The organism is Variovorax sp. 10N432 (genome assembly GCF_056394465.1).
The window spans coordinates 374,708-386,838 of sequence record NZ_JBFTHX010000001.1; the positions used below are offsets into that span (position 1 = coordinate 374,708).

At 69.7% G+C, this 12,131-nt stretch carries 12 protein-coding genes; 10 read left to right on the plus strand and 2 right to left on the minus strand.

Going from position 1 to position 12,131, the window contains the following annotated elements:
- Window positions 1-31: 31 nt before the first annotated feature.
- Complete coding sequence (locus AC1DF3_RS01840; RefSeq protein ID WP_478138679.1) at window positions 32-559, plus strand: thermonuclease family protein; 528 nt, start codon at window positions 32-34, stop codon at window positions 557-559.
- A gap of 11 nt (window positions 560-570) precedes the next feature.
- Here AC1DF3_RS01840 and AC1DF3_RS01845 read toward each other — a convergent pair whose 3' ends face one another.
- Window positions 571-1,149, minus strand: a complete 579-nt coding sequence (locus tag AC1DF3_RS01845; RefSeq protein WP_478138680.1) for a DedA family protein — start codon at window positions 1,147-1,149, stop codon at window positions 571-573.
- A gap of 89 nt (window positions 1,150-1,238) precedes the next feature.
- On the opposite strand from AC1DF3_RS01845, the gene AC1DF3_RS01850 reads away from it, so the two are divergent.
- The 3 genes from AC1DF3_RS01850 (at window position 1,239) to AC1DF3_RS01860 (ending at window position 2,631) form a co-directional block, all read left to right on the plus strand.
- On the plus strand, window positions 1,239-1,556 hold the full coding sequence (locus AC1DF3_RS01850; RefSeq protein WP_478138681.1) for a hypothetical protein: 318 nt from the start codon (window positions 1,239-1,241) through the stop codon (window positions 1,554-1,556).
- Window positions 1,557-1,652: 96 nt separating this feature from the next.
- Entirely contained in the window at window positions 1,653-1,991 is a 339-nt protein-coding gene (locus AC1DF3_RS01855) for a hypothetical protein (RefSeq protein ID WP_301812736.1), read from the plus strand.
- Window positions 1,992-2,028: 37 nt separating this feature from the next.
- Window positions 2,029-2,631, plus strand: a complete 603-nt coding sequence (locus AC1DF3_RS01860; protein ID WP_478138682.1) for a DUF2939 domain-containing protein — start codon at window positions 2,029-2,031, stop codon at window positions 2,629-2,631.
- Window positions 2,632-2,648: 17 nt separating this feature from the next.
- On the opposite strand, the gene AC1DF3_RS01865 is transcribed toward AC1DF3_RS01860, so the two are convergent.
- Entirely contained in the window at window positions 2,649-4,781 is a 2,133-nt protein-coding gene (locus tag AC1DF3_RS01865; RefSeq protein WP_478138683.1) for an ATP-binding protein, read from the minus strand.
- A 185-nt stretch (window positions 4,782-4,966) separates the two neighbouring features.
- Here AC1DF3_RS01865 and AC1DF3_RS01870 point away from each other — a divergent pair, with 185 nt between their 5' ends.
- The 6 genes from AC1DF3_RS01870 to bcsB all read left to right on the plus strand — a co-directional run bounded on the left by AC1DF3_RS01870 (window position 4,967) and on the right by bcsB (window position 12,122).
- Window positions 4,967-5,971: a diguanylate cyclase domain-containing protein gene (locus AC1DF3_RS01870; RefSeq protein ID WP_286532174.1), complete on the plus strand. Its 1,005-nt coding sequence runs from the start codon at window positions 4,967-4,969 to the stop codon at window positions 5,969-5,971.
- A gap of 83 nt (window positions 5,972-6,054) precedes the next feature.
- Window positions 6,055-6,528 carry a cellulose biosynthesis protein BcsD gene (gene bcsD / locus AC1DF3_RS01875; protein WP_478138684.1) on the plus strand — a complete coding sequence of 158 codons (474 nt, stop codon included), beginning with the start codon at window positions 6,055-6,057 and terminating at the stop codon, window positions 6,526-6,528.
- Window positions 6,525-6,905 carry a hypothetical protein gene (locus AC1DF3_RS01880; RefSeq protein ID WP_478138685.1) on the plus strand — a complete coding sequence of 127 codons (381 nt, stop codon included), beginning with the start codon at window positions 6,525-6,527 and terminating at the stop codon, window positions 6,903-6,905. Before bcsD ends, AC1DF3_RS01880 begins: the two co-directional genes overlap by 4 nt.
- Window positions 6,887-7,699, plus strand: coding sequence for a cellulose biosynthesis protein BcsQ (bcsQ, locus tag AC1DF3_RS01885; protein ID WP_478138686.1), 813 nt, complete (start codon window positions 6,887-6,889; stop codon window positions 7,697-7,699). Before AC1DF3_RS01880 ends, bcsQ begins: the two co-directional genes overlap by 19 nt.
- Window positions 7,696-9,852 (plus strand): UDP-forming cellulose synthase catalytic subunit, encoded by a 2,157-nt coding sequence (bcsA, locus tag AC1DF3_RS01890; RefSeq protein ID WP_286532008.1) that lies wholly within the window; start codon window positions 7,696-7,698, stop codon window positions 9,850-9,852. The genes bcsQ and bcsA overlap by 4 nt, the downstream gene beginning before the upstream one ends.
- Window positions 9,849-12,122 (plus strand): cellulose biosynthesis cyclic di-GMP-binding regulatory protein BcsB, encoded by a 2,274-nt coding sequence (bcsB, locus tag AC1DF3_RS01895; RefSeq protein ID WP_478138687.1) that lies wholly within the window; start codon window positions 9,849-9,851, stop codon window positions 12,120-12,122. The genes bcsA and bcsB overlap by 4 nt, the downstream gene beginning before the upstream one ends.
- Window positions 12,123-12,131 lie beyond the last annotated feature (9 nt).

The following is a 12,131-nucleotide window of genomic DNA, read 5'->3' on the forward strand; positions in this document are numbered from 1 at the left end:
GGGGTGCCTCGTTCGGCAACCCGACCTCTCGATGCGCCGCCTTCTCTTCACCCTCTTCCTCACCCTGCCCTTTGCCCTCCATGCCGCCCCGCGCACCTGCCTGGTGGTCGGCGTCACCGATGGCGACACGCTGACGGCGCGCTGTCCGGGGACAGGCGGCTACGAACGGCTGAAGGTTCGCCTCGATGCCATCGACGCGCCCGAGAAGCGCCAGGCTTTCGGCGCCCGCGCCAAGCAAGCGCTGTCGCGACTGGTCTTCGCGAAGGAGGTCGAACTCGACTGCCAGAAGACCGACCGCTACGGCCGCGCGGTTTGCAGCGTGCGGGTCGCGCCGGCATCGGCGCCGCAGGGTCCGAAGACACTGGACGCCGGGCTGGCGATGCTCACGCTCGGAATGGCCTGGTGGTACCGCGCCTATGCGCACGAGCAGACGCCCCAGGCCCGCGGCCAGCATGAATTCGCCGAAGCCGAAGCGCGGGCGAAGAAGATCGGGCTCTGGCGCGACGCCAGCCCGGTGCCGCCTTGGGAATGGCGCAGGACAGAGCACGACACGCACTGACCCGCTGCGCCTCATCGATCCGGATTCTTCGATTTCGATCTCGCCCGCAGCCAGGCGTGGATGAGCCCGAACAGGGCCGCGACAGCGACGATCAGCGCCAGCGCCACTTCCTCGAAGCGCGCGATGTCGCCCAGCAGCGCCTCGACGGCATGGCCGAACAGGTAGCCCAGGCCGCCCACCAGCGGCGCCCAGATGGCTGCGCCAACCAGGTTGAAAACGCTGAAGCGCCGAGATGACAGGCCGACGGCGCCCATGGCGATCGGCCCGACGATGCGCAGGCCGTACATGAAGCGGATGCCGACGATCAGCAGTGCATCGTGGCGCTTCAGCAATGCGATGACCCGCCGCGCCCGCTCATGGAAACCGGGTATCCGGCCCAGCAGTGCCGTGCCCCATGCGCGCCCGGCCCAATAGAAGATCTGGTCGCCCAGGGCCCCGCCGATGAAGGCGATCGCGAGGACCAGCGGCAACGACAAATGTCCCTGGTGGGCAGCGAATCCGGCCAGCAGCAGGATCGTCTCGCCCTCGAGAAGACAGCCCGCAAAGACGGCCAAGTAGCCATAGTCGGTGAGCAGCCGGGTCAAGGACATGCGTGCCTTTTCAGATGAGGCTGCGGATTCTGGTCCGCCGCTGGCCGTTGGGAGGCCAACAGTCAGGTTCCGCACCGCACAATTCCGTCATGCCTTCTCCGTTCATCGACCTCTCGCCACAGCCATTGGCAGCCCCGCGCTTGCGAGCTGCCCGCCTCATGCGTCCGGGCATGGCTCGACTTTCCGCCGGAACCGGACGCTGGCGTCCAGGCGTATCGAGCTGTCGCGTCTTCGTGACGATCGTCTTCGCGATTGTCGTCCTCGCGGTCGGCTGGGCAGATCAGCATTTGCCCGCCGCAGCGGTCGTCGTCGTCGGACCGGCCGCGGTCACCTTCTGGGTCCTGACATTGCTCGGCTCGCTCGGAATCGGTCCGGTCGCCGCCATCCGCGATGCCATGCGCGGCTGAACCTGGAAGCTCCGAAATGCCTGTCGGACAACGCGCAGCCGATCCGGCGACTCGGGCCTACGCTGCCGCCGGCTCTTCGGCCTCAGGATCCAGCGCATGCGCACATCCATCGTTGCAGTGCTGGGCTTGGCCGCGTGCTGTGCCGCCGCCCTCGCCCAGACCCCGAAACTGCCCTTGAAGAGCGACGACAACGGGACTGTCTACGTCGAGCCCAACGTGTCCCCGACCGAGACGTCGATGGAATCGAAGGGCGCCACGGTCGGCGCCCAACGCCCTGACGGCAGCAGCAAGTACATCGGCGTCGACACCACCGGCTCCCGGCCGACCTATTCGCTCGGCGGCAGCACGGCAGGCGACCTGTCCTATTCCGCTGGCGTCTTCTCCGACGGCAATGAGAAAAAGGGCGTGAAGGCCGGCGTGACCCTCAAGTACTGAAGCGCGGCGAGCGCGTCCCGATTGGCAGAATCGGGGGATGAAGAAACCACAACGCCTGGCTGCGGCCGCCCTGGTCATGCTGCTCCTGCTGGCTGGCGCCGGCTACTGGTACCTGTCGCCCTTTCTGGCCGTGCGCCAGCTCCAGGCGGCTGCACAGCGCGGCGACGCCGAAGCCCTCAATGCCCACATCGACTATCCCCTGCTGCGTGAAAGCCTCAAGGCACAGCTGACGGCCCTGCTGGCGCAGAAACTCGGGGCACCGAAGGACGGCGGCAATCCGCTGAGCGCGCTCGGCAACGTCATCGGCGCGAGCCTGGTCAATCCGCTGGTGGACACGCTGGTGCGGCCGGAAACGGTGATGGCCGCCATGCAGAACGGCCGGCTCGGCCGCAGCGCGTCCGAGCCGGCGCCGCCGCCCCCCGGCAGCGCCCCGGCGGACACCGCAGCGCCGGAGCCGAAGAAGGCCCGCTGGATCATCGAGCGCCAGGGCGCCAGCCGGGTCACGGCCTACGCCGTCGATCCCGCCCGCCCCGACGACGAGCCCAACAGCGAGCGCCTCGGCCTGGTCTTGGAACGCAGCGGCTTCGCAGACTGGAAGCTCACCGACCTCCGGCTGCCGGCCTCGGCCTTCAACAAATAGCCGTCGCGCTCAAATGCTCAACCGTCGACCACTTCCTCGAGCGCCGCGTCGACCCGCTCCACCTCGCGCTCCAGCAGTTCGGCCGCGGCGCGCACGGTGTCCCAGTCGCCCTGGCGCCACGCGTTCTCGACGTTCTTGGCCTGCCGTGCCGCCTGGTGCGCGCCGATGCTGGCCAGCGCCCCCTTGAGCGCGTGCACCTGCTCCTGGCCGGCGGTGGCGTTGCCGTCCCTGAGCGCCGCGGCGATCGCCTCGCGCCGCACCGCCATGTCGCTGCGCATCGCGACCGCGATCTCGCGCACCACCACCAGATCGCCGCCCAGCGTGCGCACCAGTTGCCGCATGTCGACCGCCGGCGCCAACTCGGCCTCGGGCTTGAAGAGGTCCTCGATGCCCAGCTGCCCGGGCTCCCACTCGTCCCCCGGTTCGCGGCGCGCCGCGCGAGCCTCCTGGATCGCCTGGGCCAGCAGCGCCGGCGACACCGGTTTCGATACATAGGAATCCATGCCGGCGGCCAGGCAGCGTTCGCGGTCCCCGGCCATCGCATGCGCGGTCAGCGCCACGACAGGCGTGTGCCCGCGCCGCGGCTCGGCGGCTTCCACGGCGCGGATCTGCGCCACGGCGTCGAGGCCGCTCAGCACCGGCATCTGGACATCCATCAGCACCAGGTCGAAGCGGCGCTCCCGCCAGCAGCGCACCGCCTCCTCGCCGTTGCGCGCCACGTGGAAGGTGCAGCCCATCTGCGTCAGCAGCTTGCGCATCAGCAGTTCGTTGACCGCATGGTCTTCGGCCACCAGCACGTGCAGGCCCTGCAGGCTCATGGCCTCGAGCGGGGCCGGTTCGGTCAGCACGCTCATCTCGTCGGCCGCCTGCTCGAACACCGCCGTGAAGCGGAAGGTGCTGCCCTCGCCCGGCCGGCTCAGCAGGTTCAGCGACCCGCCCATCATCGACACCAGCCGCGCGCAGATGGCCAGCCCGAGCCCGGTGCCGCCGTAGCGCCGCGTGATCGATGCATCGGCCTGCGTGAAGGCTTCGAAGATGTGCGCCTGCTTGTCTTGCGCGACCCCGATGCCGGTGTCGCGCACCGTGAACAGCAGGCGCAGCTGGTCGCGCCGCAGTTCGCTCTGGTTGGGCGCCAGCCGCGCGGTCACCGAGATGCGGCCGAAGTCGGTGAACTTCACCGCGTTCGACACCAGGTTGGAGATCACCTGGCGCAGCCGCCCCGGGTCCCCCGCCACCTTCCACGGCACGTCCTCGGCGATCTCGAGCTCGACCTTCAGGCCTTTCTTGGCCGCCGCCGGGCGGTGCAGCGCCACCGCCTCGCGCACCCAGCGGCCGACGTCGAAGCGCACCTGCTCGAACACCAGCTTGCCGGCCTCGATCTTCGACAGGTCGAGCACGTCGTTGAGCAGTGCCAGCAGCGAGGTGGCGGAGTTGTCGATCAGTTCCAGGTGCTGGCGCTGTTCATCGTTCAGCGGCGACTGGTGCAGCAGCCGGGTCAGCCCCATCACGGCATTGAGCGGCGTGCGAACCTCGTGGCTCATGTTGGCGAGAAACTCGCTCTTGGCCCGGTTGCTGGCCTCGGCCTGGGCCCGGGCCTGCTCGATCTCGGCATGCATCGTGCGCCGCGCCGTGATGTCGGTGTTGAAGCCGGTCAGGCGCAAGGGCGCGCCCGCGGCATCGCGCTCGGTGACCATGCCGACGCTCTCGATCCAGATCCAGCCGTTGGCGGTCGAGACCCGGTGCTCGGCGATGTAGCGGTCGGCCTTGCCGCTCAGCGCATCCTTGAGGGCCTGGCGGACCAGCGGCAGGTCGTCCGGGTGGACCCGGGCCTCCAGGGCGCTCAACTCCCAGCGGCGGTCCTCGACCTCTTCGCCGATCATCCGGTCCCAGCGGCGTCCGAGCAGCACCCGGCCGCCCGCCAGGTCCCACTCCCACTGCGCCACCCGGGCCGCCTCGGCCACCATCAGGTGGCGCTTGGCGGCCACCAGCACCTTGTGCGAGGCGTCGAGCTCCTGGTCCTGCTCGCGCACGCGGGCCGCGAGCTTGTCGCGCTCGGCCGTGAGCGCCACCACGCGCCGGACCAGCTCGAGCTGGCGCTGCTGCGAGGCTTCGAGGCGCGCCAGCGCTTCCTGCGCGTCGGGTTGTGTCATCTCGTCTGCTGCCATCCACGGGGCCTTTGTCGGGACTTCGGGGCGAGCCCTGATAATGGACGCGGGCCGCCTTGCGGGCGACCCCGCGTCTTGCTGAAACTGTTCCAGGTCTCCATGGCACATCCGACGATCACCATCAAGCCCACCGGCGCCCGGCTCGCCCTGGCGTTCATCGTCCGATGAGTATGCCCGGGAATACGCGCGCCGAAGATCCGGACGATGGCGCGCAGGATACGGTCACCGTGCTTCTGGTCGACGACCAGCCGGTGATCGCGATGATGGTGCGCAAGATGCTCGCGGTCGACCCCGCGATCGAGGTCCAGGTCTGCACTCAGGCCACCGAGGCCGTGGCCCGGGCGCGCGAGGTGCGCCCCACCGTGATCCTCCAGGACCTGGTCATGCCCGAGGCCAACGGCCTCGATCTGGTGCTGGCCTACCGCTCGATGCCCGAGACCCGCGACATCCCGATCATCGTGCTGTCCTCCAACGACGAGCCGGAGATGAAGCGATCGGCCTTCGCCATCGGCGCCAACGACTACGTGGTCAAGCTGCCGGAGCCGATCGAGTTGATCGCCCGGATCCGCTACCACTCGCGCGCCTACATGGCCCTGGTCGAGCGCGACAACGCCTACCGGGCCCTGCGCCTGAGCCAGCAGAAGCTGCTGCTCAGCAACCTTGAACTGCAGCGGCTGACCAACTCCGACGGTCTCACGGGACTGCCGAACCGGCGCTCGTTCAACGACCACCTGGCACGCGCGTGGGCCACTTCGCAAAGCCAGGGTTCGCCGCTGTCGCTGTTAATGATCGACGTCGACTATTTCAAGAACTACAACGACCGCTTCGGCCACCTGGCGGGCGACGACGCCCTGAAGTGCGTGGCCGAGGCGATCCGCAAGGCCCAGCCGGACCCGGCCTGCCTGCCCGCTCGCTTCGGTGGCGAGGAATTCGCCATGGTGCTGCCGGGCGTCACGGCCGCGCAGGCCGGCGCCATCGCCGAGACGCTGCGGCGGGAGGTCGAGCGCACGACCCTGCCCCACAAGGCGCCGGAGCCCACCTCGGTCACTGTCAGCATCGGCAGCGCCACCATGGTCGCGCCGCCCGACGCTTCGCCGGACCTGCTCATCGCGGCCGCCGACGCCCGCCTGTACCAAGCCAAATGCGGTGGACGCAACCGCGTCGTCGGCCACTGACCCCTGAATCGCATCCACACGACAGCCGGGCACCGCTTTGTTGTCAATCCGCTGCAGCGCCGTGACAATCGAAGCCGCTGCCCATGACAGATAAAGACGCCCTTCTCAGCTACTACGAACGCCGTACATGCTCCGCCCAATGGATGGAATTCAACCGGGCGTTCGCCGCCGAACTGAGCGCCGGCCTGCCGCCTGAAGACATCCGCCAGCTGTTCCGCCGGATCGGCGAGCGCATCGCGCTGGCGCTCCCGGTCGAGCGCTGCGACACCGTCGAGCAGCTGCGCGACGGTTTCAACGCCCGCTGGGAGGCGATCGACTGGGGCTTCGCCACACTGCAAGAACAGGCCGACCACCTGCACATCGTGCACGCCTGCAGCCCGCTGGCGATGGCCTTCGGGCCCGACACCGAAGACTGGGCGAGCGGCTTCTTCGAGGGCGCCTACCAGACCTGGTTCGCGGCGCAGGGCACACCCCCGGCGCTGCGGGTGCAGGCCGAAGCCGCGCCAACGGACGGATCGCCGCAGGTCATGCTGCGGCTGGGCAGGTTCCAGCGATGAGCAACGACGATCGTGAAGCCGAGGACGTGGCCGGGCTGTTCCGCAAGTTCGGCGGCGACGCCAAGGGCTACAAGGAATTCGAGCCGGCACCCGAGGTCGGCCAGCCCCAGGGCGCGTGGACGTTGATCCCGGGGTCGCCCGCGGCGCCGGCAGCGGCCATCGCGACGCCCGTATCTCCTACCGTCGTCCCGGAGCCTGCGACATCAGCACCCGCACCGGTGCCGACGCCATTGGCCCCGGCGCCCAGCGCAGTGGCAGCGCCGCCGGCCGGCACGCCCCGCGAGCTCGACCTCCTCTTCGCTCGGCTGGCCGGCCAGCCCCAACCTGCCCCCGAAGGCGGCCACGGGCTCATGTCCCGATGGCGCAAGCCCTCCTGACGATGCCCGTGGTCGCGGTCATCGGTGCCAAGGGCGGCGTCGGCAAGACGACGGTGGCGGCCAACCTCGGCACCTCACTGGCGGACGCGGGCCAAGCCGTCCTCGCCATCGACCTCGATCCCCAGAACGCACTGCGCTTCCACCTGGCCCTCGATCGCACGGCCTGCGAGTGCGGCCTGGCCGGCGTGCTGGCCGGGCGCGCGAACTGGGCCCAGGCGATGCAGCCGGGCCGTGGCGGCGTGGTGCTGCTGCCGTTCGGCGCGATCGACGACGAGCACCAGATCGACCTCGAACGCCAGCTGGCCGACCATCCGGGCTGGCTCGCGGAGACGCTGGCGCGCTTCCAGCTTCCGCCCGAAACCGTGGTGCTGCTCGATACGCCGCCGGGGCCGTCGGTCTACCTGCAGCAGGCGCTGCGCGTCGCCCAGCTCGGCGTGGTGACCGTGCTGCCCGACGCCGGTTCCTTCGCCACGCTGCCGCTGGTCGACCGCATGGTCGACAAATACTGCCGTGGCCGCCCCGACTTCATCGCCAGCGTCTGCCTCGTCAACCAGGTCGACGCCGGCAAGCGCCTCAATCGCGACGTGCTGCAGGCGCTTCGCCACGAACTCGGCGACCGGCTGCTCGGCGTGGTCCACCAGGACCAGGCCGTGTGCGAGGCGCTGGCCAGCGCCACCGACGTGGGCCGCTACGCACCCTTCAGCCAGGCCGCGGACGACTTCGTCCAGTGCGCGCGCCAGGTCCTCCGACGTCTCGCGCCGCCGGCGCACCCCGCAGAGATCCGCCGACCATGACCACCCCCGCCGCGCCGCCTCCCCCGAGCCATCGGCTGCCCCGCATCGTCGCCTGGGCCATCACGCTGGTCGTGCTGCCGATGATCGTCATCACGCCGCTGACCTTGCACCAGCAGCTCACGCTGTCGGTCGCGATCTTCATCGCCGCGCTGGTGCTGAACCGCTTCCCGGGCCGGATCCCGACGCTCGTGATGATCTTCCTGTCGGTCATCGTCTCGTCGCGCTACATGTACTGGCGCATCACCGAGACCATGTACATGGACAACCTGCTCGACCTGGTGCTGGGCAGCGGGCTCCTGATGGCCGAGATCTATGCCTTCGTGGTGCTGTTGCTGGGCTACATCCAGACCGCCTGGCCGCTGGAGCGCAAGCCGCATCCGCTGCCGGACGACCCGCGCGACTGGCCGACGGTCGACGTCTTCATCCCGACCTACAACGAGCCGCTGTCGGTGGTCCGGCCGACCGTGCTGGCGGCCCAGTCGATCGACTGGCCACCGGACAAGATCAACATCTACGTGCTCGACGACGGCCGGCGCGAGGAGTTCCGGGTGTTCTGCGAGGGCGTCGGCGTGCATCACGTCACGCGCGACAACAACCGCCATGCCAAGGCCGGCAACATCAACGCGGCGCTCAAGAACACCAGCGGCGAATTCATCGCCATCTTCGACTGCGACCACACGCCGACGCGCTCCTTCCTGCAGATCGCCATGGGCTGGTTCGGCCGCGATCCGAAGCTCGGCATGGTGCAGACGCCGCACTATTTCTTCTCGGCCGATCCGTTCGAGAAGAACCTCGACACCTTCGGCACCGTGCCGAACGAGGGCGAGCTGTTCTACGGCCTGATCCAGGACGGCAACGACCTCTGGAACGCGACCTTCTTCTGCGGTTCCTGCGCGGTGCTGCGGCGCACGATCTGCGAGGAGGTCGGCGGCATCGCGGTCGAGACCGTGACCGAGGACGCCCACACGGCGCTCAAGATCCACCGCCGGGGCTACAACACGGCCTACCTGGCGCTGCCGCAGGCGGCCGGCCTGGCGACCGAGAGCCTGTCCGGCCACGTCGGCCAGCGCATCCGCTGGGCCCGCGGCATGACGCAGATCTTCCGGGTCGACAACCCGCTCTTCGGGCGCGGCCTGAGCTGGGCCCAGCGCCTTTGCTACATCAACGCGATGCTGCACTTCCTGTACGGGCTGCCGCGCATCATCTACCTCACCGCACCGCTGGCCTACCTGCTGTTCGGCGCCAGCGTGATCCACGCCTCGGCGCCGATGATCTTCGCCTATGCGCTGCCGCACCTGTTCCACGCCAACCTGACCAACAGCCGCATCCAGGGGCGCTTCCGCTACCTGTTCTGGAACGAGGTCTACGAGGCGGTGCTGGCCTGGTACATCTTCCGCCCGACGCTGGTGGCGCTGATCAACCCCAAGCTCGGCAGCTTCAACGTGACGGCCAAGGGCGGCCTGATCCAGGAGCAGTACTTCGACACCGAGATCGCCAAGGCCAGCCTGTTCCTGCTGGCGCTCAACTTCCTCGGCGTGGCGGCCGGCCTCTGGCGCCTGACCTGGGTCGACGCCGACAACATCGCGACCGTCTGGCTCAACCTGGCCTGGACCGCCTACAACCTGATGATCCTGGGCGCCTGCGTGGCGGCGGCCAACGAGTCGCGCCAGGTGCGCGGCGCCCACCGCGTGACGCTCAACGTGCCGGCCACGCTGCATTTCGCGGATGGCCATTCGATGCGCTGCAACACCTTCGATTTCTCCAGCGGTGGGCTGGGCCTCGAGCTGCCGACGGAAATCGCGCTCGCGCAGGAGGCGCCGCTGGAGGTGGCGCTCTACCGCGGCGAGACCGAATACCGCTTTCCGGCGACGGTGCGCTTCAACCGCGGCAAGCGCCTGGGCCTGCAGTTCACCGCGCTCGACTTCGCGCAGGAGCGCGCGCTGGTCCAGTGCACCACCGCCCGCGCCGACATCTGGGCTGCGCGCTGGGGCAACCACCCGCGGGTGCCCGCCCACCGCGTGATCGGCCACATCGCGCGCATCAGCCTGGTCGGCTTCCGCGACATGTTCGGCCACTACGCGCGCGCCGCCGGCCGCAAATTGCGCCCGGCCCCGGCCGCGCCACGCCCCGCCAACGCAAAGGAACCTACGTGACATCGGCGCTTCATCGGAAACAGGCGGGCGCGATCGCCCTGGCCCTGCTGGCCTGGGCCGGCGGCTCGGCGCTGGCGCAGGGCAAGCCCGCGACGACCACCCCCGCGGCGCCCGGCCTGCCCGCGATCGCGCAGTCGGCCCCCCCTGCGGGCACGACACGCGAACTGACGCTGACCCAGCTCGGCGTCGACTACGCGATCAACCTGCGCGGCATCAGCGGCACGGTCGGCATCCCGTTCAGCGTCCGGGCCGACGAGCTGGTCACCAGCGCGGCGCTCAAGCTCAACTATGCCTATTCGCCGGCCTTGATCCCGGAGCTGTCCCACATCAAGGTCAGCGTCAACGACGTGCTGGTGACCACGCTGCCGGTGGTCCGGGGCGAAGCCGGCAAGCCCCAGAGCGCCGAGATCCCGATCGACCGGCGGCTGATCACCGACTTCAACCGCATCAACATCGAACTGGTCGGCCACTACACGCGCGAATGCGAGGACCCGGTGCACAGCAGCCTGTGGGCCACGGTGGACGCCTCCAGCACGCTGCGCCTCAACGTCGTGCCGCTCAAGGTGGCGGCCGATCTCGGCACCCTGCCGCAGCCCTTCTTCGACCGCCGCGACGTCCGCCGCGCCAGCATCCCCTTCGTGTTCGGCAATGCCGCCGGCACGCCGACCCTCGAAGCCGCGGGCATCGTCTCGTCCTGGTTCGGCGGTCTGGCCGGCTACCGCGGCGCGGTGTTCCCGGTCAGCAACGGCGAACTCCCGGCCGCCCATGCCGTCGTCTTCGCGACGCCCGAGACCACCATCGACGGCCTCCCCCTGCCGCCGATCCAGGGTCCGACCCTCAGCGTGGTCGACCACCCGCGCGACGCCACGCACAAGCTGCTGCTGGTGCTGGGCCGCAATCCCGCCGAACTGCGCACCGCGGCCGCGGCACTCGCGGTCAACAGCCGGGTCTTCACCGGCGGCACTGCGACGGTCAGCAACTTCCAGGAACCGCCGCCACGCCGGCCCTACGATTCGCCGCGCTGGCTCGCCGACGACCGGCCGGTGAAGCTCGGCGAACTGGCGCCGGTGGCCGACTTCTCGGTCGCGGGCTATGCGCCCGACGTGGTCAAGGTCAACCTGCAGCCGGCGCCCGACCTGTTCACCTGGCGCAGCCGCGGCTACCCGCTCGACCTGCGCTTCAACTACACGCCGCGCGTGCGGGCCGACCAGTCGACCCTCAACCTGAGCCTGAACGAGAGCTTCGTCGCTTCGCTGCCGCTGCGGGCGGCCAATCCGGCCGGCGAACACTGGTGGAACCAGTTCCTGCTGCCGCTGCTGCCCGACGGCACCGTGTCGCAGAACAAGAGCCTCAGCCTGTCGCCGCTGCTGGTGGGCTCGCGCAGCCAGCTGCGCATGCACTACTACTTCGAGCCGCAGGCAAGCGACTGCAAGCCGCTGCTCGACAACGTGCGCGGCAACATCGACCCGGCCTCGACCATCGACGTCTCGCGGCTGCCGCACTACATCGCCATGCCCGAACTCGCGGCCTACGCCAACAGCGGCTTTCCGTTCTCTCGCCTGGCCGACCTGGCGGACACCGTCGTCGTGCTGCCCGACCAGCCCGAGACCAGCGACGTCGAGACCTACCTGGCCTTGCTCGGCCACCTGGGCAACGCCACCGGTTATCCGGCGCTCAGGCTCACGCTCGGGCGGGCGGCCAATGTCTCGCAGTGGGCCCAGAAGGACCTGCTGGTCCTCGGCAGCCTGCAGAGCCAGCCGCTGTTCACCCAATGGGCCGACCGGATGCCGCTCAAGCGGACCCCGGAAGCCAAGCAGTTCCACCTGGGCAGCTGGATCGACGACACGCTCGACCTGATCACCGGCACCCGCCAGCGCGAGGACCTTCCCGCCACGACCCGGATGACCGTGGCCGAGGACGGCACCGATGCCGTGCTGGCCGGCTTCGAGTCGCCGTTGCAGAAGGAGCGCAGCGTGGTGGCGGTGGTCGCCACCGCGGCCTCGCAGCCGGCGCTGCTGAACGCGCTGATGAGCCCGAGCCTGGTGCGCGACATCCAGGGCAGCACCGCCTTCGTGCGCGGCACCCAGGTCAGCAGCCTGCTGGCCGGGGGCACCTACTACGTCGGCCGGCTGCCGCCGGTGATGTGGCTGCAGTGGACCCTGTCGCGCAGCCCGCTGCTGCTGGCGGCGGCGGTGGTGGCGCTGGCCTTCATCGGCGCCGTGGCGGCCTATCTCAGTCTTCAACTGCGCGCCCGCCGTCGGCTGCGCTGACACGGCCTC

What these genes read in the sequence shown, in the direction of transcription:
- AC1DF3_RS01850 (WP_478138681.1), top strand. Translation starts at nt 1,239, where the DNA reads ATGCCTTCTCCGTTCATCGACCTCTCGCCACAGCCATTGGCAGCCCCG.
- bcsA (WP_286532008.1), top strand. Translation starts at nt 7,696, where the DNA reads ATGACCACCCCCGCCGCGCCGCCTCCCCCGAGCCATCGGCTGCCCCGC.
- AC1DF3_RS01860 (WP_478138682.1), top strand. Translation starts at nt 2,029, where the DNA reads ATGAAGAAACCACAACGCCTGGCTGCGGCCGCCCTGGTCATGCTGCTC.
- AC1DF3_RS01865 (WP_478138683.1), bottom strand. Translation starts at nt 4,781, where the DNA reads ATGACACAACCCGACGCGCAGGAAGCGCTGGCGCGCCTCGAAGCCTCG.
- AC1DF3_RS01845 (WP_478138680.1), bottom strand. Translation starts at nt 1,149, where the DNA reads ATGTCCTTGACCCGGCTGCTCACCGACTATGGCTACTTGGCCGTCTTT.
- bcsD (WP_478138684.1), top strand. Translation starts at nt 6,055, where the DNA reads ATGACAGATAAAGACGCCCTTCTCAGCTACTACGAACGCCGTACATGC.
- AC1DF3_RS01870 (WP_286532174.1), top strand. Translation starts at nt 4,967, where the DNA reads ATGCCCGGGAATACGCGCGCCGAAGATCCGGACGATGGCGCGCAGGAT.
- AC1DF3_RS01880 (WP_478138685.1), top strand. Translation starts at nt 6,525, where the DNA reads ATGAGCAACGACGATCGTGAAGCCGAGGACGTGGCCGGGCTGTTCCGC.
- bcsQ (WP_478138686.1), top strand. Translation starts at nt 6,887, where the DNA reads ATGGCGCAAGCCCTCCTGACGATGCCCGTGGTCGCGGTCATCGGTGCC.
- AC1DF3_RS01840 (WP_478138679.1), top strand. Translation starts at nt 32, where the DNA reads ATGCGCCGCCTTCTCTTCACCCTCTTCCTCACCCTGCCCTTTGCCCTC.
- AC1DF3_RS01855 (WP_301812736.1), top strand. Translation starts at nt 1,653, where the DNA reads ATGCGCACATCCATCGTTGCAGTGCTGGGCTTGGCCGCGTGCTGTGCC.